Here is a 19,468-nt window from a genome sequence, read left to right on the forward strand (position 1 = left end):
GTGAGCCCGCCCTCCTTGATCTTGCCGATCAGCTTGTCGATCTCCGCGCGGTGCATCAGCACCTTGCGCTTGCGGCGCGGGGCGTGGTTGGTCCACGTGCCCTGCGCGTATTCCGCGATGTGCACGCCCTGCAGCCAGACCTCCCCGTCGTCGATCGTCGCGTACCCGTCCACGAGCGACGCCCGGCCCTCCCGCAGCGCCTTCACCTCGGTGCCCATCAGCGCGATGCCGGCCTCGTAGGTGTCCACCACCGAGTAGTCGTGCCGGGCCTTGCGGTTGGACGCGATGATCTTGCGGTCCGTGGGGGCTCGGTTGGACGAGGACGCGGGCATGCCTACAACCGTACGTAAAGCCGCAGGGTGACGTACGCCGCGACGCTGGCGAGCAGCACACCGACACCCGCCACGTACGGACTGATCGCGAGGATCGCGCCCATGTCGATCGGTGGCACGATCCCGGATCGGATCGGTTCGGCAAGTGTCTTGTCGACGAACTGGAACTTCGCCGCGACCAGGCCGGCCATGGCCAGCACCGCACCGGCCAGGCCGGCCAGCGCCGCCTCCAGCACGAACGGCAACTGCGTATACCACCGGGAGGCGCCGACCAGCCGCATGATGCCGGTCTCCACCCGTCGGTTGAACGCGGCCACCTGGATCGTGTTCGAAATCAGCAGCAACGCGGCCAGCGCCTGCAGCAACGCCAGCGCGATCGCCGCGTTCCGGACGCCGTTGAACAGCGAGAAGATCCGGTCCAGCACCTCGGACTGGCCCTGCACCTGGTCGACCCCGGCCTTCCCGTTCGGGAACTGCTGGGCCAGCACGGTGTAGCGCTCCGGGTCCTTCATCCGCACCAGGTACGTCGCCGGCAGGTCGTCCGGCGTCGCCTGCGAGATCAGCTGCGGGTTGCCCTTGAACAGCCGCTGGAACCGCTCGTACGCCGCCTTCTTGTCCAGGTACTGGAAGCTGGCGATCTCGGGCGAGGAGTTCAGCTGGGCGGTGATCGCCTCCCGCTGTTGCGCGGTCGCCTTGTCCTGCAGGTAGATCGAGACCTCGAGCTTGTCGAAGTAGAGCGCCTTCATGTCGCCGATCTGGTTCGCGACCAGCAGGCCGGCACCGAAGAAGGCGAGCGAGATCGCGGTGGTCATGATCATCGCGATGGTCATCGTGAGGTTCCGCCGGAGGCCGGCCGCGACCTCGGTGAAGACGAAGTTCAGCCGCATGTCAGCGACCCACCCCGTAGACACCCCGGGCCTGGTCGCGGACCAGGTGACCCTGCTCCAACTCGATCACCCGGCGGCGCATCGAGTCGACGATGTTGTTGTCGTGGGTGGCCATCAGGACCGTCGTACCGGTCCGGTTGATGCGTTCGAGCAGCAGCATGATGTCCTGGCTGGTGTCGGGGTCGAGGTTTCCGGTCGGTTCGTCGGCCAGCAGGACCAGCGGCCGGTTGACGAACGCGCGGGCGATCGCCACCCGCTGCTGCTCACCACCGGACAGCTCGCTCGGCAGCCGGTTGGCCTTGCCGTCCAGCCCGACGAGCTCCAGCACCTCGGGGACGACCTTGCGGATGGTGTGCGCGGGCTTGCCGATGACCTCCAGCGCGAAGCCCACGTTGTCGGCCACCGATTTCTTCTCCAGCAGCCGGAAGTCCTGGAAGACGCAGCCGATCGTGCGGCGCAGCGCCGGCACCTTCCACCGCGACAGGCGGCCGAGGTCCTTGCCGGCGACCTGGACCCGGCCCCGGGTCGGGTTCTCCTCCTTCAGCAGCAGCCGCAGGAAGGTCGACTTCCCGGAGCCGGACGGGCCGATGAGGAAGACGAACTCGCCCTTGTCGACGTTGAGGCTGACATCGTCGAGGGCAGGGCGGGCGCTCGACGGGTAGAGCTTCGTCACTCGGTCCAGGCGGATCACGGTCGGGCAGTCTACCCACGCGTACGGTGCGGGCCGAAAAACCTATGGTCCTTACGCGCGTCAGGACCCGTCCTGGCCCTGCTTCCAGCGGATCTCGGCCTCGACGAACTCGTCGATGTCGCCGTCCAGCACCGCGCTGGTATTTCCGGTTTCTACCTCGGTGCGCAGATCCTTGACCATCTGGTACGGATGCAGGACGTAGCTGCGGATCTGGTTGCCCCAGGAGCTGCCGCCGTCGCCGCGCAGCGCGTCCATGTCGGCCCGGTCCTGCAGCCGGCGGCGCTCCAGCAGCTTGGCCTGCAGGACGTTCATCGCGCTGGCCTTGTTCTGGATCTGGGAGCGCTCATTCTGGCAGGAGACCACGATGCCGGTCGGCAGGTGCGTGATCCGGACGGCGGAGTCGGTGGTGTTCACACCCTGGCCGCCGGGACCGGAGGACCGGTAGACGTCGATCCGCAGGTCCTTGTCGTCGATCTCGATGTGATCGGTCGGCTGGACCACCGGGACCACGTCGACGCCGGCGAAGCTGGTCTGGCGCCGGTGCTGGTTGTCGAACGGCGAGATCCGGACCAGCCGGTGGGTGCCGTGCTCGCCGGCCAGCGTCCCGTACGCGTACTGCGTCTTGACCACGAAGGTGGCCGACTTGATGCCGGCCTCCTCCGCGTAGGACGTGTCGTAGACCTCGGTGGGATAGCCGTGGCGCTCGGCCCAGCGCAGGTACATCCGCATGAGCATCTGGGCCCAGTCGGCGGCGTCCACCCCGCCGGCCTCCGCCTGCACGGTGACCAGCGCGTCGCGCTCGTCGTACTCCCCGCCGAGCAGGGTGCGGACCTCGAGTTCGCCGATGGCCTTGCGCAGGCCGACCAGCTCGCCCTCGACCTCCTCGTGGGTGCCGGTGTCGTCCTCGGCCTCGGCCAGCTCGTGCAGCACGGCGGCGTCGTCGAGGCGGCGGCGCAGGTCATCGAGGCGGCGCAGGTCGGCCTGGACCTGGGACAGCCGGCTGGTGACCTGGGTGGCCTTCTCCTGGTCGGACCAGAGGTCGGGCTGGGCGGCCTGTTCCTCCAACCCGGCCAGCTCGGTGCGCAACGCCCCGAGGTCCAGCACCTTCTCGATGCTGGTCAGGGTCGCGGACAGCTCCTTGAGCTCGGCTGGCACATCGTCGGTCACAACGACCGAGGGTACTTGGTTTCCGGCTCCGGCTTTTCCGTCGGGCTTTCCGGCGGCCCGCTCAGGTCGTGGGGACCGTGTCGAGCCAGCGCAGCAGGGCCCGCTCGTACGCGACGCCGAACTCGGCGGTCGCGAGCGTGAACGGGTCGCTGCCGTCCTTCTTGAGCTTGGTCACCCGGGACCGGCCGACGGCCAGCGCCTCCTGGTGGCGGCCGCGGGCGTCGGCGACGAGGTCGGCGACCGCACCCGGCTGCTGGTAGCCGCCGAAGGCGACCTTGAGCACGAGCGGGTTGCGCGAGTGGTCGGCACCGGCGCCCTCGGCCAGCCAGGCCCGGAAGGCCCGCTTGCCGGCGGCGGTGATCGTGTACGGCTGGGCCGCGCGGGGGCCGAGCTTGCCGGGGCGGACGTAGCCGGCGTCGGCGAGGCCGGGCAGCTCGCGGTAGACCTGGCTGCGCGTCACGCTCCAGAACGGCTCCATCCGCTCCTTCGCGGCCGCGACGAGCTCGCCGCCCGTCATCGGTCCTTCGTGCAGGAGACCGAGAAGTGCGGCAGCGGTGGAGTTGAGATTGGTGGCCACGCATTCCACGGTCCCACGATCTTCGTTGGCGCGCCAGCACATCGGGACAACTGTCCACAGTGTCCGGCCACTGTGTCCGGCTCACGTGGACGGTCGGATCACGGTGCCGGCGGTGGCCGTCGCCGACTCCGAGATCCCGTGCGGGCGGGCGATTGCGGCGCCGAACGGGACCCGGACGGTCGTCCGGCAGACCAGCGTGACCGTCGTCGGGGTGGTGGTCGAGGTCGCGGTGACGGCCGGTGCGGTGCTCCTCAGGTAGTCGTTCGCGACCCCTTCCGCGGCCGCCCGGTCCAGCGGCAGAACGCCTGTGCGGCCGGGGTTTGCGAGCCCGGCCCGATCCACCGCGGCGGCTCCGGCGAGGGCGGCGCCGTCACAGTCCGCGGCCAGCCGCCGGTACGCGACCAGCGCCGCCCCGCCGGCCACCGAGGCCACCAGCAGCGTCCCGGCGAGCAGGAACCCCAGCACCACCAGCGGGATCACCGTCCCTTCCTCCCGCCTCACGAGTAGTCCCGGTAGCGGTCGGCGTGCACCACGAACCGGCCGGTCAGTGTGCGGACGCCGGGGACCATCGGGAGCTCGACCCGGGCGGTGACACAGACCGCGATGACCGCACCGGGGTGCAGCGGCCACGGGGTCTCGGTGGCCGACCCGCAGTCGGAACCCGCTGCGGCGTAACGGATTCCCACGGCGGTGGCCCGGTGGTCCAGGACGGCGGTGGCCACTGCCCGGGCCCGGTCGGGCGCGGTCGCGGCGGCCCCGGTGACGTACGCGCGGCCGGCCTGACGGGCGGCGTCGGTGACCGCGGCCCGGGCCTGCTGGGCCGCGGACACCGCGACGGCCAGGTAGACCAGCGGCACCAGCAGGGGCACCCCGAGCAGCACCAGCTCAACCACCGCCGACCCGCGGTCGGCCCGTTGCACCAGCCGCTCGGCTCGTCCCGCCGGACGGTCGACTCGTCCCGCCGGACGGTCGGCTCGCCGCACCGGGCGGTCGGTCGGCGTCGGGGAGATCGCGCTCGCCGGGATCACCTGTCCTCCCGGACTGCTCGGGCGGTGACCCGGACCGGGAGCAGCGGGCGGGGCAACGGGATGACGGCCGGGATCGCGCCGCGGCAGCGGACCACGACCAGGTCGCCGTCGGCTGTCGCGGCGCAGCGGACCGAGGCGGCGGCGGGGAGCGACCGGGCGAGCAGCGCGTCCGCGACCGCGCCGCCGTCCCCTGTGGACGCACCGGCCCGCGCTCCCCGGGCGGCCGCGGCGGCGACCAGATCGCGCGTCCGCAGGTAGGCGATCGCCTGCACCGTCATCAGCAGCAGTACCGCCAACGGCACCACCACGAGCGAGAACCCCACCACCGCCGAGCCCCGCTCCCGACCGGGGGTGTTCACGGGTTGGCCTGAGTGAAGACGTCCTCGACGGTGGCGGTCATGGCCGGGACCACCGCGTCGCGGAAGGGAACCAGGATCGCCAGCACCAGGGCCGCGGTCATCACCGCGAGCATCACCCAGCCCGGCACGTCGCCCCGCTCGGGCTCGGCCAGCAGCCGCCGTAACCTCGACATCTCAGCCTCCTGCCAGCGCCGACACGGCGGCCAGCCCCGGATACAGTGCAAAGAGGACGGTGGTCGGCAGGACGCCGAAGACCACCGGCACGAGCATCCCGATCTCCCGGCGACCGCCGCTCTCCAGCAACGCGCGCCGGGCCGCGTCCCGGACGTCCGCGGCCTGTGCCCGCAGCACGTCGGCCAGCGGGGTGCCGCGCTCCAGCGCGACCAGCACGCCGTCGACGAACCGCGCCAGCACCGGGACGCCGGCCCGATCCCGCAGCTCCTCCAGCGCGGTGGCCAGCGGCGCGCCGGCGCGGACCCGGGCCAGGGTGGCGCCGAGATCGACGGCCAGCACGCCGCCGGTGAGCCGGCAGACCCGGTCCAGCGCGCCGACCGGCCCCTCCCCCGCGGTCACCGCCAGCGCCAGCAGTTCCGCCACCACCGGGAACTCGGCCAGCACCGCGGCACGGTGGGTCCGGACCCGGCGGGTCAGCGCGACATCCCGGCCGAGCACGCCCGCCGCCGCCCCGGCGACCGCGAGCAGGACCGCGGCCGGCGACCGTCCGGTTGCGACAGTCAGCGCCGCGCCGGCCGCGCCGCCCGCGACCAGGCCGGCCGTGCCGTACCCGAGCTGCTCGACGCGGACGTCCCGGACGGGCCGGTCGTCGCCGAGCACGGCCAGCCGGCGCCGGACCGACTCGCCACCGCCGAGCAGCCGGTCGGCGGTGCCGGCCAGCGCGGCGAGTCGCGTCGGCGGCCGCGGTTCGACCGACACGTACGGACCGAGCCGGTCGGCCAACCGCGGTGCCCGCGGCACCCCGACCCCCACGAGCACCAGCCCGGCCAGCACCGCCGGCCCGAGCAGCGCGCCGCTCACGACGACACCCCCGAAACGCCAGCCTGCACGAACGCCGGCCCGGGCAGCGCGCCGGCCACCGCGGCACCGGCCGGCACCAGCGCCGGGCCCGACAGGACGGCCGGGCCGTCTCCGGCGGCGGTCATCGGAGGACTCGGCGTTCGGTGGGGAGGCGGCCGATCCGGACCATGGCCCGGTAGGACAGGACGCAGGCCAGGCCGCCGGCGCCGAGCACGACCGCGCCGGTGGCGGTCCCGTACGCCCGGGCGGCCTCGGGCTGGGAGCCGAGCAGCACCAGCACCAGCCAGGGGGCGGCGACGGCGACCCGGGCGGCGTTGACCGTCCAGGACTGCCGGGCCTCGAGCTCGGCCCGGGTCCGGGCGTCCTCGCGCAGGAACGCCGCCAGCGTCCGCAGCACGGTGCCGACGTCGGTGCCGCCGACCTCGCGGGCCAGCCGGACGGTCTCGACCACCCGGTCGCCGACCGGGTCGGACAGCCGGTCCCGCAGCCGGTCCAGCGCCTCGGCGGTCCGGCCGGACGTGCGGTGGTCGGCACCGAACGCCGCGAACGCCGGCCGCAGCGGCTCCGGGCCGCGCTCCCCCAGCGCCGCCAGCGCCTCCGGCAGCGACAGCCCGGCCCGGACCCCGGAGGCGAGCGAGTCGGCGACCTCGGGCCAGAGCGCCCGCCGGTCCGCGGTCCGGCTCCGCGCCGCCCGCCGGACCACCGCCGACGGCACCAGCAGGCCCAGCCCGAATCCGACCACCGCGAGCCCGGCCACGCCGGTGAGCACGACCGCCAGCGACGCGAGCACCGTCCCGGACAGCAGCTCGATCGCGACCAGCCGCCCCGCAGCGGCCGGGAAACCCGCCTGCCGCAGCAGATCGGCCCGCCGGGCGAGCCACCGCCGGCGCGCCCGCGGCATCCGCCGGGACACGCCGCCCTCGACCAGCAGCAGTCCCGACCCGAGCGCCAGCCCGAGCAGTGCCCCCACGTCAGCTCGCCCCCAGCAGCGCCGGCAGGTCGAGACCGTGCCGCGCGAACCGGTCGGACCAGGGCGGGTGCCCGCCGGCCCGGACGAGCCGCCCGGCGACCGTGCCGTAGAGCCCGATGGTCTCGATGACGCCGGCCTCGACCCGGCCCGGCACCGCGATGATCTCGCGGACCCGGCGGCGGCCGCCCGGGTCGATGCCGAGGTGCACGACCAGGTTCACACAGGACGCCACGGTCGGCAGCACGAACTCGGCCGGGATGTTGCCGCCCGCCAGCAACGGCAACGTGCACACCCGCAGCAGCGCCTCCCGAGCCGAGTTGGCGTGCACCGTGCATAGCGCCGGAACGCCGGAGCTCATCGCGAGCAGCAGGTCGAGGCACTCCGCCTGCCGGACCTCGCCGACGACCAACCTGTCCGGACGCATCCGCAGCGCCTCGACGACCAGCCGCCGCAGCGTGATCGCCCCGGTCCCTTCCAGCGACGGCTGCCGGGTCTGCATCCCGACCCGGTCGGCGTGCGCGGGTCGCAGCTCGAACACTTCTTCCACGGTCACCAGCCGCTCCCGGGCCGGGACGGCGCCGAGCAACGCGCCGAGCACGGTGGTCTTGCCGGCCTGGGTGCCGCCGCTCACGAGCACGTTGAGGCCGGCGACGACGGCGCCGGTGAGGAACCGGCCCGGGGGCGGCGGCAGCATCCCGAGCCCGACCAGATCGTCCACATCGGACGCCCGGGCGACGAACTTGCGGACGTTGACGGCCGGATGGCGCCGGGTCACGTCCGGGATCACCACATGCAATCGGGATCCGTCCGGCAACGTCGCGTCGACGAACGGCTCGGACAGATCCAGCCGGCGTCCGCTGACCCGCAGCATCCGCTCGACCAGCTCGGCGACCGCCGTCTCGGTGAGCACCGTGGTGGTCAGCTCGCTGCGGCCGCGGCGGGCCACGAAGACCCGCCCGGGTTCGTTGATCCAGATCTCCTCGACCTCGGGATCGTCCAGCCAGCGCTGGAGCGGGCCGAACCCGGCGACCGCGTCCAGCACGGCCCGGGTCACCTGGGCCCGGTCGCCGACGGGTGGGAGGGCCGAGGTGAGCACCCGGTCCGCGTAGTCGGCGACGACCTCCTCGACCAGCGCGCGGGCGCCGTCCGGCGCCTGGACCGGGTCCAGCCCGCGACGGCGGACCTGCTCCCGGACCTCGGATTCGATGGTGTCCATTGCTGCCTGCACGGGCCGAACAGTAGGGATCTGTCGGGATCGAATCCAGCATTATTGCGACATTGTGCAGAACTCGTACCGCATGACTGAGCAGGCAACAGAACGGCCGAAATCAGGCGCACAGGGCGGAGCAGTGGAGCGGCACGGGCAGCGGTGACAAGATCGGGGTGTGACCGAACCACCGCTGTACGCAATCGAGTCGGAGCGGAGCGTGCCCCTCGCACCGCTCGCGCTGGCCCTCTCGCTGCTGGTGGCGCCGGTCGGCGTGGTGCTCGGGATCGTCGCGCTGCGCCGGGCCCGGCGCGCGAACGAGCCCGGCGCCGGCACCGCGGTCGCCGCGATCGCGGTCGGCACGGTGGTCACCGTCGTCTACATCGTGCTCGCGGTCCTGCTGGTCGTCCTGTTCGTGCTGCTGCGCCACTCCGAGACGCCGCTCCCGCCGGGACTGTCCAACTAGGACCGCGCCGCGCGGGAGACCAACCAGGCACCCCGCGCCGCGCGGGAGACCAACCAGGCACCCCGCGCCGCGCGGGAGACCCAACCAGGACACCCGCGACGCGCGGGAGACCGGGCTAGGACTGCGACCGCGTCATCCCCGCCGCCCGCCCCTTGGCCGCGACCACGATCGCCATCTTCCGGGACGCCTCGTCGATCATCTCCTCGCCCAGCATGACCGCGCCCACCTGCCGGACGGTCGTCGCCTGCTCGTACGCGGCCAGGATCTGCTCGGCGTGGTCGTAGTCGGCCTGGTCCGGCGCGAAGACCTCGTTGGCCGCGTCGACCTGGCCCGGGTGCAGCACCCACTTGCCGTCGTAGCCGAGCGCGGCGGTCCGCCGGGCCTGCCGCCGGAACCCGGCCACGTCGCGGATCTGCAGGTACGGCCCGTCGATCGCCTGCACCCCGGCCGCCCGCGCGGCCAGCAGGATCGTCATGAGCACGTGGTGGTAGGCGTCCCCGGGCTCGTAGCCGGGCGGCTGCTCGCCGACCACCAGCGAGCGCATGTTCACCGAGGCCATGAAGTCGGCCGGCCCGAAGACCAGCGCCTCCACCCGCGGGCTCGCGGTCGCGATCGCGGCCGCGGCCAGCACCCCGGCCGCGTTCTCCAGCTGCGGCTCGATGGCGATCCGGCCGACCTCGTACCCCATCGTCTTCTCGATCTGGGTCAGCGTGAGGTCGAGCCAGGTCACCTGCGCGGGCGAGCTCACCTTGGGCAGGATCACGCTGTCGAGGTTGGCCCCGGCTCCCTCGACCACCTCGAGAACGTCCCGGTACGTCCAGGAGGTCTCCAGGTCGTTCACCCGGACCGCGCGGATCGTGCCGGTCCAGTCGCCGTCGTTGAGGGCGGCCACGACGTTGGCCCGGGCCCCCTGCTTGGCGTCCGGCGCGACCGCGTCCTCGAGGTCGAGGAAGGCCTCGTCGACGGGCAGTCCCTGCGCCTTGGTCAGCATCCTCGGTGAGCTGCCGGGCACCGCGAGCACGGACCGGCGGGAGCGCAGCGTTCTCATGCCCCTATTCAACCGGGATGGCCCGGGCGCCCGCGCGGATCACCAGCGCGAGCCCGGCCAGCAGCACGAGGATGCCGGGCACGGCCGTGACCGGCGGCAGCTGGTGCAGCCAGATCGCGGCGATGACCGCCGCCCCCGGCGCCTCGAACAGGATGGCCAGGCTGACCACGGTCGGGCTGGTGCTGCGCAGCACCACGTTGATCAAGGAGTGCCCGAGCAGCTGGGCCCCGGCGGTGAGCGCGGCCAGCTTGAGCCAGGTCGCACCGCTGTAGCCGGCCAGCGGCTGCCCGAACACCAGGCAGACCAGCGCCAGCAGCACCGCGCAGGCCGAGTAGCAGACGGTCGTGTACGCCGTGGTGCTGATCCGGACCCGGACGGCCGCGCCCGCGGTGACGTACGCGGCGGCGAGGATGCCGCCGAGCACGGCCAGCAGGTCCCCGGCCACGGCCCGGGCCGACAGGGTCACGTCCGCACCGGTGATCATCGCGGCGCCGGCGACCGCGACCAGGATGCCGACCCAGACCCGCCGCTCCACCTGCCGGCCGGCCGCCCGGGCCAGCAGCGCCGCCCACACCGGCTGGGTCGCGACCAGCGCGGTCGAGGACGCCACCGAGGTGAGCGTCACGCTCGGCACCCAGGCCGCGAAGTGCCCGGCCAGCAGCACGCCGGCCAGCAGCGACAGCCCCCAGCCGCGGCGGCCGAGCCCGGCGATCTCACGTCGGCGGGTCAGCAGCGCGACCGGGAGCAGTACGCCGCCGGCCATCAGGTTGCGCCAGGCCGCGATCGCCAGCGCGGGCGCGGCGGTGGCGGCGATCAGCGGTGCCGAGGTCGAGACCGCGGTGACGGCGATCGCGATCAGCGCCGCGTCCCGGGGCGGCGGGACCGTCACCGCCTCGCTCGCCACGGGCCCCATCCTCTCCCGGCCGCCCGGGGCGGCCATCATGGGTGGGTGGCGGACCTGATCACCGAGGCGGCGCGGAAGGCGGGCGTGCTCTGGATCGCGGCCCCGGGGCGTACGCCGGTGCCGGCCTGGCAGGTCTGGCGGGACGGCCGGACGTACGTGCTGACCGGGCCGGGTGAGCAGGACCTGCCGGGCCTGGCGGATGCGGCCGACTGCGAGGTGGTCGCCCGCTCGGCGGACACCGGCGGCCGGATCGCAACCTGGCGCGCGACCGTCGAGCGGGTCGAGCCGGACTCGGACGAGTGGCGCGAGATCGTGCCGGCCCTCACCGCGGCCCGCCTCAACGGTCACCCCGACTGGACCACCGCGGTCGTCCTCCGCCTCACCCCAGCGGGGGCGGGGTGATCTCGCCGGTGGCGACGGGGGCGACGCCGCCGCGGACGGTGACCGTGGTCGCGGTGCCGCCGGCGGCGGTGACCGAGCCGTAGAGGGTGGAGGGGCGGCCGATCTCGGCGCCCTGCTGGATCCGGTACTCGGTGGTGCCGTCCGGGACCAGGCCGGAGGTGGCCAGCCAGACGCCGAAGCCGAGTGCGGCCGAGCCGGTGGCCGGGTCCTCGAAGCCCTCGTCGGTGATGCCGCGCAGGTGCGCGACCCCGTCGGCCCAGGAGAAGACCGCGATGCCCATCGAGGAGACCGCGCGCCGGATCGCCACCCAGTCCGGCGTGACCTGGCCGACGGCCTCGTCGCTCACCGGCAGGTAGGTCCATTCCAGGCCGGTGCCGGCCGTCCGGACCGGGGCCAGCCCGGACAGCGACCCGGCCGCCAGCCCGACCGCGGCCAGCAGCGGCTCGGGGTCCAGCGGCTCGCCGACCGTCGCCGTCCCGCCGGTCAGCGTGGCGCCGGCCGCGGTGACCTCGACCGGCAGCACGCCGGCCGCGCACTCCTGCCGGACCGGGCCGGTCGGGATCCGGCCGAGCTTCGCCAGCAGCCAGGCCGTACCGATGCTGGGATGGCCGGCGAAGGGCAGCTCGCTGGCCGCGGTGAAGATCCGCACCTTGTAGTCGGCGCGGTCGGACTCCATCGGGAACGTCGTCTCGGACAGGTTGAACTCGCGCGCGATCGCCTGCAGCGACTCGGTCGGCAGGTCGTCGGCGCCGAGGACGACCGCGAGCGGGTTCCCGGCGTACGGCCGGTCGGTGAAGACGTCGACGACGTGGTACGGCAAGGTCGGCATGCTCCCGACCCTAGGTCCCTCAGTTCGCGGGCAGGGCGCTCACGTCGACGGTCTGGGCCGCGGGCGGCAGCGCCACGTCGACCGTCGCGCCGTACTCGACGAAGTCGATCTTGCCCGTGTCGGTGCCGCCGACCTCCGGCAGCGCCTCGACCGGCAGCGGCTCGCCGGTGGAGGCGACGTAGAGCGTGCTCCCGCCGGAGGAGTCCTTGATCGTCAGGGCCACCGCCGGGGTGCCGTTGATCGTCTTCGTCGCGCCCTTGGTCACCGTGCCGGTCGTGGCCAGGGCCGAGTCGATGAAGCTCCCCTTGTCGGTCAGCGACACGATCGGTGCGACCCGCTGGTCGTTCACCGGCGCCTTGACGTACTTGTTGCCGAACAGCGTGCCGGCCTTCGCGCCGCCGGCCGCGCTCCAGAACGCGGGCGAGGCCTTGACGTAGATGGTCTGGCCGAGCCGGCGGATCTCGACGGTCTGGCCGCCGTTGTCGACCGTGCCGATGGCCTTGCCGTCGGCGGTGTAACGCATGTCGACCTTGAAGGTCTGCTGCCCGGACGTGCCGCCGCCGGTGACGTGCACCGAGGTGGCCTTCTTGAACGCGTCCTTGGCCCGGCTGACGATCTCCGCGGCCGGCAAGGCGGACACGTCGCCCGAGGAGGAGCCGGCCGACGCGGAGGCGGACGCGGCCGGCGCGGAACTGCCGCCCGACGCGGCCGGGGTGGAGTCGTCCCCGCAGGCAGCGGCGACGAGAGCGACCGCGGAGACGGCCAGCAGGACACGGATCGGGCGCACGGGAGGGTTCCCCTCAGTCGGACGGAGGCCTCAGTCAATCAGGACGTACGTACCCCCGCTCCGGCAGGTCGCCCGCCGTAGGGCATTTGCCCTGGCCCGCGGCCGGTAACCTCACCTGGTGGCGACGGGCACGCGCATCTTCGTGGCCCGGCTCGCCGGCGTCGCGGTGTTCGACCCCAACGGCGACCCGGTCGGCCGGGTTCGCGACGTGGTCGTGGTCTTCCGTACGGCGCCGCTGCCGCCGCGGGTCCTGGGGCTGGTGGTCGAGATCCAGCACCGCCGCCGCATCTTCGTCCCGATCGGGCGGATGACCTCGGCCGAGCCGGACGCGGTCGTGCTCACCACCGGGTCGGTCAACCTGCGCCGGTTCGAGCAGCGGACGGGCGAGGCGCTCGTGCTCGGCGGGCTGCTGGACCGCAGCGCCACGGTGCGGGAGGACGGCGCCCGCGTCACCGTGGTCGACGCGGCGATGGAGCAGACCCGGACCCGGGACTGGGTGCTGACCCGGCTCGCCGTCCGCGACACCGGCCCCCGGCTGTCCCGCCGTCGCGGCCAGGTCCGGCAGCTGGAGTGGGCCGACATCGAGGGGCTGGACCCGGCGCCGGAGGCCGGGCAGGGCGCCGACGCGCTGCTGGACGTGCTGTCCACGGCCCGGCCCGCGGACCTGGCCAGCATGCTGCAGGACCTCTCGCCCAAGCGCCGGCACGAGATCGCGGCCGCTCTGGACGACGGGCGCCTGGCCGACGTGCTCGGCGAGCTGCCTGAGGACGCGCAGGTCAAGATCCTCGCCTCGCTGGCCGACGAGCGGGCCGCGGACGTGCTGGAGGAGATGGACCCGGACGACGCCGCCGACCTGCTCAACGAGCTGCCCGACGCCGAGCGGGAGCGGCTGATCCAGCTGATGGAGCCGGGCGAGGCCGCGCCGGTCCGGCGGCTGCTGCGCTACAGCGACGACACCGCCGGCGGCCTGATGACCTCGGAACCGATCATCCTGTCCCCGGACGCGACGATCGCCGAGGCGCTGGCCCGGGTCCGCAACCCGGACGTCAGCGCGGCGCTGGCCACCCAGGTGTACGTCTGCCGGCCGCCGTCGCAGACCCCGACCGGCCGCTACCTCGGCGTCGCGCACGTCCAGCGGCTACTCCGGGAGCCGCCGTCCGCGCTGGTCAGCGGCGTCGTCGACGACGATCTGGAGCCGCTGCGGCCGGAGACCGAGCTGGCCCGGGTGACCCGCTACCTGGCCACGTACGACCTGGTGGCGGCGGCCGTGGTGGACGAGACCGACCGGCTCGTCGGCGCGGTCACCGTGGACGACGTGCTGGACCACCTGCTGCCGGAGGACTGGCGGGAGCGGGACGTCGATGGCTGAGCCGCGGCTGGACCAGCCCAAGGGCGCCCGCCGGACCGGGCCCCGCTACGACACCGAGGCGTTCGGCCGGTTCGCCGAGACGATCGCCCGGTTCATCGGCACCGCTCGCTTCCTGGTGCTGCAGACGATCGTGGTGATCGGCTGGATCGCCTGGAACGCGGTGCTGCCACCCTCGCTGCGCTTCGACGAGTTCCCGTTCATCTTCCTGACGCTGGCGCTGTCGCTGCAGGCCGCCTACGCGGCGCCGCTGATCCTGCTCGCGCAGAACCGCCAGACCGACCGGGACCGGGTCAACCTCGACGACGACCGCAACCGGACCGAGCGGACCCGGGAGGACATCGAGTACCTGGCCCGGGAACTGGCCGCGGTCCGGATCGCGCTCGGCGAGGTCGCCACCCGCGACTTCATGCGCTCGGAGCTGTCCCACCACCTGGAGCTGCTGCGGAAAGAGGTCGAGCGCTAGCCGGCCGCGGCCTGGTCGGCGTCCTCGGACGGGGCGCAGCCGCCGAGCGGGACCGCGTCGGCCTCCGGCAGCAGCTTGCGCAGCAGCCGGCCGAACTGGTCCAGCTCGGCCGGGCTCAGCCGGCTGGTCACATGCTCCTGGATGCCGGCCAGGTGGGTCGGCGCGGCCTCCCGCAACCGGGCCAGGCCCTTGTCCGTGATCACGGTGAACGTGCCGCGCGCGTCGGACGGGCAGGACTCCCGGGCGACCAGGCCCTCCTTGGACAGCCGGTCGACCAGCCGGGTCAGCCCGGACCGGGACAGCAGCACCCGGTCGGCCAGGTCGGTCATCCGCAGCCGGCGCTGCGGGCTCTCCGCGAGCTGCAGCAACACGTCGTACGAGGGGAGCGGCAGCATGTGCTGCTCGGCGAGATCGTGCTCCATCTGACGGGTGATGCTCGCGTGCGCGCGCAGGAATGTCCGCCAGACGGACAGCTCGCGAGCAGAGAGAGCGGGGCGCACCCGTTCATGGTAGGTCCATAGGCAAACTTCGGCGCTGCGTACGCTGGTACTCGTGGTCACGAAGGAACAGGTCACCGCCGCGCTCGCCGCGGTCAACGACCCCGAGATCCGCCGTCCCGTCACCGAGCTCGGCATGGTCAAGGACGTCCGGATCGATCCAGGCGGCACGGTGACGGTGGGCATCTACCTCACGGTCTCGGGCTGTCCGCTGCGCGACACGATCACCCGCGACGTCACCGCCGCGGTCGCCCCGCTCGACGGCGTGACCGGCGTCCGGGTGGAGATGGACGTGATGAGCGAGCAGCAGCGCAAGTCGCTGCAGGAGCTGCTGCGGGGCCCCGGCCGGGTCGAGAACGAGATCCCGTTCGCCAAGCCCGGTTCCCTGACCCGGGTGTACGCGGTGGCCTCGGGCAAGGGCGGTGTCGGCAAGTCCTCACTGACGGTCAACCTCGCGGTCGCGCTGGCCGCCCGGGGACGCTCGGTCGGCGTCGTGGACGCCGACATCTACGGGCACAGCGTGCCGCGGATGCTCGGTGTGACCGGGCGGCCGACGCAGGTGGACCAGATGATCCTGCCGCCCTCGGCGATGGGCGTCCGGGTGATCTCGATCGGCATGTTCACCCCGGGCAACACCGCGGTGGTCTGGCGCGGGCCGATGCTGCACCGCGCGCTGCAGCAGTTCCTGGCCGACGTGTACTGGGGCGACCTGGACGTGCTGCTGCTCGACCTGCCGCCGGGCACCGGCGACATCGCGATCTCCATCGCCCAGCTGGTGCCGTCGGCGGAGCTGCTGGTGGTGACCACCCCGCAGCTGGCCGCGCAGGAGGTGGCCGAGCGGGCCGGGTCGCTCGCGCTGCAGACGCACCAGCAGATCGTCGGCGTGGTCGAGAACATGTCCTGGTGGGAGCAGCCGGACGGGTCCCGGGTCGAGCTGTTCGGCTCCGGGGGCGGGGCGGCCGTGGCCGCGTCGCTGTCCACGCTGACCGGCACGACCGTGCCGCTGCTCGGACAGGTGCCGATCGACCAGCGGTTGCGCGAGGGCGGGGACGCCGGCGTGCCGATCGTGTCGTCGGCACCGGACTCGCCGGCGGCGGTGGAGCTCGGGAAGCTCGCCGACAAGCTCGCGGCCCGGCAGCGCGGGCTCGCCGGTCTCCAGCTCGGCCTCAGCCCCGCCGGCCGCTAGTCCCGGGGCGGGACCTAGCCGGTTCCGCCGGTCGTGCCTCCGGTGGCGGGGGCGCCGGTGGCCGGGGCGCCGGTCTGCTGACCGCCCCCGTTGGTGCCACCGCCCTGGCCGCCGTTCCCGCCGCCGTTGTTCCCGCCGTTGTTGCCGCCGCCGTTGCCCTGACCGCCGTTGCCCTGACCGCCCTGGCCCCCGTTGCCGGTGCCCGGGGTCGGGTTGGTGTTCGTCGGCGGCGCGGTGATCCCGCCCGACCCGAACGCGGTCTGCACCGACGGCGGGGTGAACTCCTGCACCGGCAGCCCCTGCAGCGCGACCGCGATCGTGTTCGCCACCGCCGAGTCGACCGAGGAGGACACCCCGGAGCCGACCGCGTCGGTCGGGTCGGCCGGGTTGGCCGCGATCCCGGCCGCCGCGACCTGCGGGGTGATGCCGACGAAGGTCTCGGTGACGTTGCCCTGCGAGGACCCGGTCTTGCCGGCGACCGGCCGGCCGACGATCCCGCTCACCGCGGTCGCGGTGCCGCCGTTGCAGCGGCCGTAGACCGACTGCTGGCCGACCGGGCAGCGGGCCGCGTCGACACCGGCCCGGGCGACCTCCGGGGAGATCACCGCCTTGCACTGCGGGTCGGCCACGCCGGCGACCTTCTTGCCGTTCAGGCCGGTCACCGAGACCACCGGCAGGGCCGAGCAGTGCACGCCGTTCGCGCCGAGCGTCGCGTACGCCTCGGCCAGCTCCAGCGGGGTCGTGTCGGCCACCCCGAGGGTGAACGAACCCCAGTCGACCGCGTCCTTGACCTGCCGCTGGTCGCTCGGGGCGGTGAACGTGATCCCGAGCCGCTGCGCCATCGCGACGGCCTTGTCCGCCCCGATCTGCTCCTCGAGGTGCACGAAGTAGGTGTTCACCGAACGGCCGAAGCCGTCCCACATCGAGCGCGGGCCGTCCATGAAGGACGGGCTCTCGTTGCTCGGGCAGTAGAACCCGTTGCAGCCGGTGCCGTCGTACGTCGGCCAGTGGGTCGTCAGCTGCGACGGCGCGTCGAACACCGTGTTCAGCGGCAGCCCGCTCTCGACCGCGGCCAGCAGCGTGAACATCTTGAACGTCGAGCCGGCCTGGTAGCCGCTGAGCCCGCCGCCGCCGGAGATCAGCGGCGCGACCGTGATCGACGGGTCCGGGTTGCTCTTGGTCGGGATCCCGAAGTGCCGGTTCACCGCCATCGCCAGCACCCGTCCGGTGCCGGGCTGGACCACCGCGATCGGCAGCGCCTTGGGGTTGTCGTAGCCGTACACGGCCAGGGACTGCTGCACCGCGGTCGCCTGCGCGGCCGTGTTCATCGAGGTGACGATCTTGTAGCCGCCGGTCTTGAGCTTGGCCTCACGCTGCGCGCTGGACTTGCCGAACGCGGCCTGCTGATCCCACCAGCGCAGGAAGTAGTCGCAGAAGAAGCCCCAGTCGTCGTGCCCGCTCGGGACGCCGGTGCAGCCCGAGGTCGGGAACTCCTTCGGGATCAGCCCGATCTTCGCGGCGGTCGCGGCCTTGGCCTGGGCGGCGGTGATCGCGCCCATCGTCTTCATCGAGTCCAGCACGTACGCGCGCCGGCTCAGCGCGGACCTGGTGTTGTGCGCGATCGGGTTGTACGCGTCCGGCGACTGCACCAGCCCGGCCAGCAGCGCCGCCTGCGACAGCGTGAGCTTCGCGGCGGTGGTGGAGAAGTAGCGCTGCGCGGCCGCGTCGATCCCGTACGCACCGGCGCCGAAGTAGGCGATGTTCAGGTACGCGGTGAGGATCTGCTGCTTGGTCTGGGTGTGCTCGAGTTGGGCCGCGTACCGCACCTCCTGCAGCTTGCGGGACAGCGTGTCGGAGGTCGCGGCCTTGCGCTCGGCCGCGCTGACGCTCTGGTCGCTCTTGAGCACGTTGCGGACGTACTGCATGGTCAGCGTCGACGCGCCCTGGTCCACGCCGCCGTCGCGCAGGTTCGCGGCCGCGGCCCGCAGGACGCCCTTGGTGTCGATCGCGCCGTGCTCGAAGAACCGGCGGTCCTCGGCCGCGACGATCGCCTGCTGCATGACCGGCGAGATCTGGTCCAGCCGCACCGACTTGCGGTACTCGCTGTAGAACGTCGCGATCTGCGTCGTGCCGTCGGCCGCGTAGATCTTCGACGGCTGGGCCGGGTTGCCCGGATCGATGCCGTCGGGCAGCGATCGGACCGACTGGGCCACCGTCGTCGTGGCCGATCCCACCAGCAGTACGCCGGGCAGCGCGATTCCCGCCACCACCAGCGCCGCTGCCAGCGTCAGCACGATCAGACCCACCACGCCGCGGACTCGGCGCCGAACCATCCGCTCGTCCCCCTCATCGTCGTCACCTACCCCGGCGGAAGCCGCGCGGACGACGTCCCAGGATGCCTCAACGACCTGTACGGACGTTAAGAGCCCAGCTCAGGAGGGGTGCGCTAGATGGTGTCCGGGTCGTACGGCGCCTGTTCGCCGTTCACCCGGGAGGCCGGCCGCTGCGGGCGCTGGCCGTTCGACGGCTGCTCGTCGTCATCGTCGAAGAGGTTCTTCCGCACGAAGCTGCGCGGGTTGAGCGAGTCGAGGTCGAAGTCGGTGAACTCCGGGCCCAGCTCCGTCTTCAGCTGGCTGCGCGCGTCCTTCGCCAGGTTCCGGACCGTACGCAGCATCTGCGCGGCGTCCTTGGCCACCGACGGGAGCTTGTCGGGGCCGAAGATCAACAACGCCACCACGAGGAGGGTGAGCATCTCGGGCCACCCCAGGCTGCCGAACACGGATCCAGCCTAACCCGGAAATCCGTCCCCGCCGCCGTCTCCCCCACCTTTAGGGGTCAGTCTCCCTGCAGTGTTGCGGTGGCCTTGGCCGTACGGCCGCCCCGGACGTAGGTCAGCTGGACCTTCTCGCCGACCTTGTGACCGCGGACCTGGACGGTGAGGTCGTCGGAGCTGCCGACCAGCCGGTCGGCGACGCGGGTGATGACGTCGCCGGCCTTGATCCCGGCGTTCGCGGCCGCGCTGCCGGCCGCGACCGACTCCACCAGCGCGCCGTCGCGGGCCCCGTCGGTGACCGACCGGGCGGTGACGCCGAGCGTGGCGTGCTGGACCTTGCCGGTCCGGATCAGCTGCTGGGCGATCGCCCGGGCCTCGTTGATCGGGATCGCGAAGCCGAGCCCGATGCTGCCGGACTGGCCGGCGCCCGAACTCAGCGTGGCGATCGCGGAGTTGATGCCGACGACCGCGCCGGAGCTGTCGACCAGCGC

The 19,468-nt window shown here is 73.2% G+C and carries 26 protein-coding genes; 5 read left to right on the forward strand and 21 right to left on the reverse strand.

Annotation, left to right across the window (positions count from 1 at the left end):
- The 13 genes from smpB to VGP36_12025 form a co-directional block, all read right to left on the reverse strand.
- Positions 1-332, reverse strand: a 332-nt coding sequence (gene smpB / locus VGP36_11965; protein HEV7655431.1) for an SsrA-binding protein SmpB, incomplete at its 3' end; no start/stop codon positions are given.
- 2 nt (positions 333-334) lie between these two features.
- Positions 335-1,219, reverse strand: a complete 885-nt coding sequence (gene ftsX / locus VGP36_11970; protein ID HEV7655432.1) for a permease-like cell division protein FtsX — start codon at positions 1,217-1,219, stop codon at positions 335-337.
- 1 nt (position 1,220) lies between these two features.
- Positions 1,221-1,910, reverse strand: coding sequence for a cell division ATP-binding protein FtsE (ftsE, locus tag VGP36_11975; GenBank protein ID HEV7655433.1), 690 nt, complete (start codon positions 1,908-1,910; stop codon positions 1,221-1,223).
- Between the two features lie 60 nt (positions 1,911-1,970).
- Positions 1,971-3,077, reverse strand: coding sequence for a peptide chain release factor 2 (gene prfB, locus VGP36_11980; GenBank protein HEV7655434.1), 1,107 nt, complete (start codon positions 3,075-3,077; stop codon positions 1,971-1,973).
- 61 nt (positions 3,078-3,138) lie between these two features.
- Complete coding sequence (locus tag VGP36_11985; protein HEV7655435.1) at positions 3,139-3,696, reverse strand: PadR family transcriptional regulator; 558 nt, start codon at positions 3,694-3,696, stop codon at positions 3,139-3,141.
- A gap of 39 nt (positions 3,697-3,735) precedes the next feature.
- Positions 3,736-4,155, reverse strand: a complete 420-nt coding sequence (locus VGP36_11990; protein ID HEV7655436.1) for a hypothetical protein — start codon at positions 4,153-4,155, stop codon at positions 3,736-3,738.
- On the reverse strand, positions 4,152-4,547 hold the full coding sequence (locus VGP36_11995) for a hypothetical protein (GenBank protein ID HEV7655437.1): 396 nt from the start codon (positions 4,545-4,547) through the stop codon (positions 4,152-4,154). The genes VGP36_11990 and VGP36_11995 overlap by 4 nt, the downstream gene beginning before the upstream one ends.
- Positions 4,548-4,678: 131 nt before the next feature.
- Complete coding sequence (locus VGP36_12000) at positions 4,679-5,041, reverse strand: hypothetical protein (protein ID HEV7655438.1); 363 nt, start codon at positions 5,039-5,041, stop codon at positions 4,679-4,681.
- Positions 5,038-5,214, reverse strand: a complete 177-nt coding sequence (locus VGP36_12005; protein ID HEV7655439.1) for a hypothetical protein — start codon at positions 5,212-5,214, stop codon at positions 5,038-5,040. The genes VGP36_12000 and VGP36_12005 overlap by 4 nt, the downstream gene beginning before the upstream one ends.
- A 1-nt stretch (position 5,215) precedes the next feature.
- Positions 5,216-6,076, reverse strand: a complete 861-nt coding sequence (locus VGP36_12010) for a type II secretion system F family protein (protein ID HEV7655440.1) — start codon at positions 6,074-6,076, stop codon at positions 5,216-5,218.
- On the reverse strand, positions 6,073-6,201 hold the full coding sequence (locus VGP36_12015; GenBank protein ID HEV7655441.1) for a hypothetical protein: 129 nt from the start codon (positions 6,199-6,201) through the stop codon (positions 6,073-6,075). The genes VGP36_12010 and VGP36_12015 overlap by 4 nt, the downstream gene beginning before the upstream one ends.
- A complete protein-coding gene (locus VGP36_12020; protein ID HEV7655442.1) occupies positions 6,198-7,046 on the reverse strand; it encodes a type II secretion system F family protein in 849 nt (282 codons plus the stop codon). The genes VGP36_12015 and VGP36_12020 overlap by 4 nt, the downstream gene beginning before the upstream one ends.
- Before the next feature lies 1 nt (position 7,047).
- Positions 7,048-8,274, reverse strand: a complete 1,227-nt coding sequence (locus VGP36_12025; protein ID HEV7655443.1) for an ATPase, T2SS/T4P/T4SS family — start codon at positions 8,272-8,274, stop codon at positions 7,048-7,050.
- Between the two features lie 199 nt (positions 8,275-8,473).
- Between VGP36_12025 and VGP36_12030 the strand changes: the two genes are divergently transcribed.
- Entirely contained in the window at positions 8,474-8,719 is a 246-nt protein-coding gene (locus VGP36_12030; protein ID HEV7655444.1) for a DUF4190 domain-containing protein, read from the forward strand.
- A 115-nt stretch (positions 8,720-8,834) separates the two neighbouring features.
- On the opposite strand, the gene VGP36_12035 is transcribed toward VGP36_12030, so the two are convergent.
- Both VGP36_12035 and VGP36_12040 read right to left on the reverse strand, forming a co-directional pair.
- The gene (locus VGP36_12035; protein ID HEV7655445.1) at positions 8,835-9,767 is read right to left on the reverse strand and encodes a CoA ester lyase; all 933 of its coding nucleotides are present in this window, start codon (positions 9,765-9,767) and stop codon (positions 8,835-8,837) included.
- Between the two features lie 4 nt (positions 9,768-9,771).
- Positions 9,772-10,671: a DMT family transporter gene (locus VGP36_12040; protein ID HEV7655446.1), complete on the reverse strand. Its 900-nt coding sequence runs from the start codon at positions 10,669-10,671 to the stop codon at positions 9,772-9,774.
- Positions 10,672-10,716: 45 nt separating this feature from the next.
- On the opposite strand from VGP36_12040, the gene VGP36_12045 reads away from it, so the two are divergent.
- Positions 10,717-11,073 carry a hypothetical protein gene (locus VGP36_12045; protein HEV7655447.1) on the forward strand — a complete coding sequence of 119 codons (357 nt, stop codon included), beginning with the start codon at positions 10,717-10,719 and terminating at the stop codon, positions 11,071-11,073.
- Here VGP36_12045 and VGP36_12050 read toward each other — a convergent pair.
- Complete coding sequence (locus VGP36_12050) at positions 11,051-11,902, reverse strand: PhzF family phenazine biosynthesis protein (GenBank protein ID HEV7655448.1); 852 nt, start codon at positions 11,900-11,902, stop codon at positions 11,051-11,053. The genes VGP36_12045 and VGP36_12050 overlap by 23 nt on opposite strands.
- A 19-nt stretch (positions 11,903-11,921) precedes the next feature.
- On the reverse strand, positions 11,922-12,689 hold the full coding sequence (locus VGP36_12055) for a hypothetical protein (protein HEV7655449.1): 768 nt from the start codon (positions 12,687-12,689) through the stop codon (positions 11,922-11,924).
- Between the two features lie 118 nt (positions 12,690-12,807).
- On the opposite strand from VGP36_12055, the gene VGP36_12060 reads away from it, so the two are divergent.
- Positions 12,808-14,058 carry a CBS domain-containing protein gene (locus tag VGP36_12060; GenBank protein ID HEV7655450.1) on the forward strand — a complete coding sequence of 417 codons (1,251 nt, stop codon included), beginning with the start codon at positions 12,808-12,810 and terminating at the stop codon, positions 14,056-14,058.
- Positions 14,051-14,521: a DUF1003 domain-containing protein gene (locus VGP36_12065; GenBank protein HEV7655451.1), complete on the forward strand. Its 471-nt coding sequence runs from the start codon at positions 14,051-14,053 to the stop codon at positions 14,519-14,521. The genes VGP36_12060 and VGP36_12065 overlap by 8 nt, the downstream gene beginning before the upstream one ends.
- Here VGP36_12065 and VGP36_12070 read toward each other — a convergent pair.
- Positions 14,518-15,021 (reverse strand): MarR family winged helix-turn-helix transcriptional regulator, encoded by a 504-nt coding sequence (locus tag VGP36_12070; GenBank protein HEV7655452.1) that lies wholly within the window; start codon positions 15,019-15,021, stop codon positions 14,518-14,520. The genes VGP36_12065 and VGP36_12070 overlap by 4 nt on opposite strands.
- A gap of 43 nt (positions 15,022-15,064) precedes the next feature.
- Here VGP36_12070 and VGP36_12075 point away from each other — a divergent pair, with 43 nt between their 5' ends.
- The gene (locus tag VGP36_12075) at positions 15,065-16,204 is read left to right on the forward strand and encodes an Mrp/NBP35 family ATP-binding protein (GenBank protein HEV7655453.1); all 1,140 of its coding nucleotides are present in this window, start codon (positions 15,065-15,067) and stop codon (positions 16,202-16,204) included.
- A 14-nt stretch (positions 16,205-16,218) separates the two neighbouring features.
- Here the strand turns inward: VGP36_12075 and VGP36_12080 are convergent, their stop codons facing one another.
- The 3 genes from VGP36_12080 to VGP36_12090 form a co-directional block, all read right to left on the reverse strand.
- Positions 16,219-18,537, reverse strand: coding sequence for a transglycosylase domain-containing protein (locus tag VGP36_12080; protein HEV7655454.1), 2,319 nt, complete (start codon positions 18,535-18,537; stop codon positions 16,219-16,221).
- A gap of 113 nt (positions 18,538-18,650) precedes the next feature.
- Positions 18,651-18,983, reverse strand: coding sequence for a sec-independent translocase (locus tag VGP36_12085; protein HEV7655455.1), 333 nt, complete (start codon positions 18,981-18,983; stop codon positions 18,651-18,653).
- 56 nt (positions 18,984-19,039) lie between these two features.
- The coding region (locus tag VGP36_12090; protein ID HEV7655456.1) for a PDZ domain-containing protein at positions 19,040-19,468 on the reverse strand (429 nt) is incomplete at its 5' end.

The sequence above is a fragment of the Mycobacteriales bacterium genome (assembly GCA_035995165.1).
GTDB lineage: Bacteria > Actinomycetota > Actinomycetes > Mycobacteriales > CADCTP01 > CADCTP01.

What these genes read in the sequence shown, in the direction of transcription:
- ftsX (HEV7655432.1), bottom strand. Translation starts at nt 1,219, where the DNA reads ATGCGGCTGAACTTCGTCTTCACCGAGGTCGCGGCCGGCCTCCGGCGG.
- VGP36_11985 (HEV7655435.1), bottom strand. Translation starts at nt 3,696, where the DNA reads ATGTGCTGGCGCGCCAACGAAGATCGTGGGACCGTGGAATGCGTGGCC.
- VGP36_12005 (HEV7655439.1), bottom strand. Translation starts at nt 5,214, where the DNA reads ATGTCGAGGTTACGGCGGCTGCTGGCCGAGCCCGAGCGGGGCGACGTG.
- VGP36_12015 (HEV7655441.1), bottom strand. Translation starts at nt 6,201, where the DNA reads ATGACCGCCGCCGGAGACGGCCCGGCCGTCCTGTCGGGCCCGGCGCTG.
- VGP36_12035 (HEV7655445.1), bottom strand. Translation starts at nt 9,767, where the DNA reads ATGAGAACGCTGCGCTCCCGCCGGTCCGTGCTCGCGGTGCCCGGCAGC.
- VGP36_12050 (HEV7655448.1), bottom strand. Translation starts at nt 11,902, where the DNA reads ATGCCGACCTTGCCGTACCACGTCGTCGACGTCTTCACCGACCGGCCG.
- VGP36_12065 (HEV7655451.1), top strand. Translation starts at nt 14,051, where the DNA reads ATGGCTGAGCCGCGGCTGGACCAGCCCAAGGGCGCCCGCCGGACCGGG.
- VGP36_12080 (HEV7655454.1), bottom strand. Translation starts at nt 18,537, where the DNA reads ATGGTTCGGCGCCGAGTCCGCGGCGTGGTGGGTCTGATCGTGCTGACG.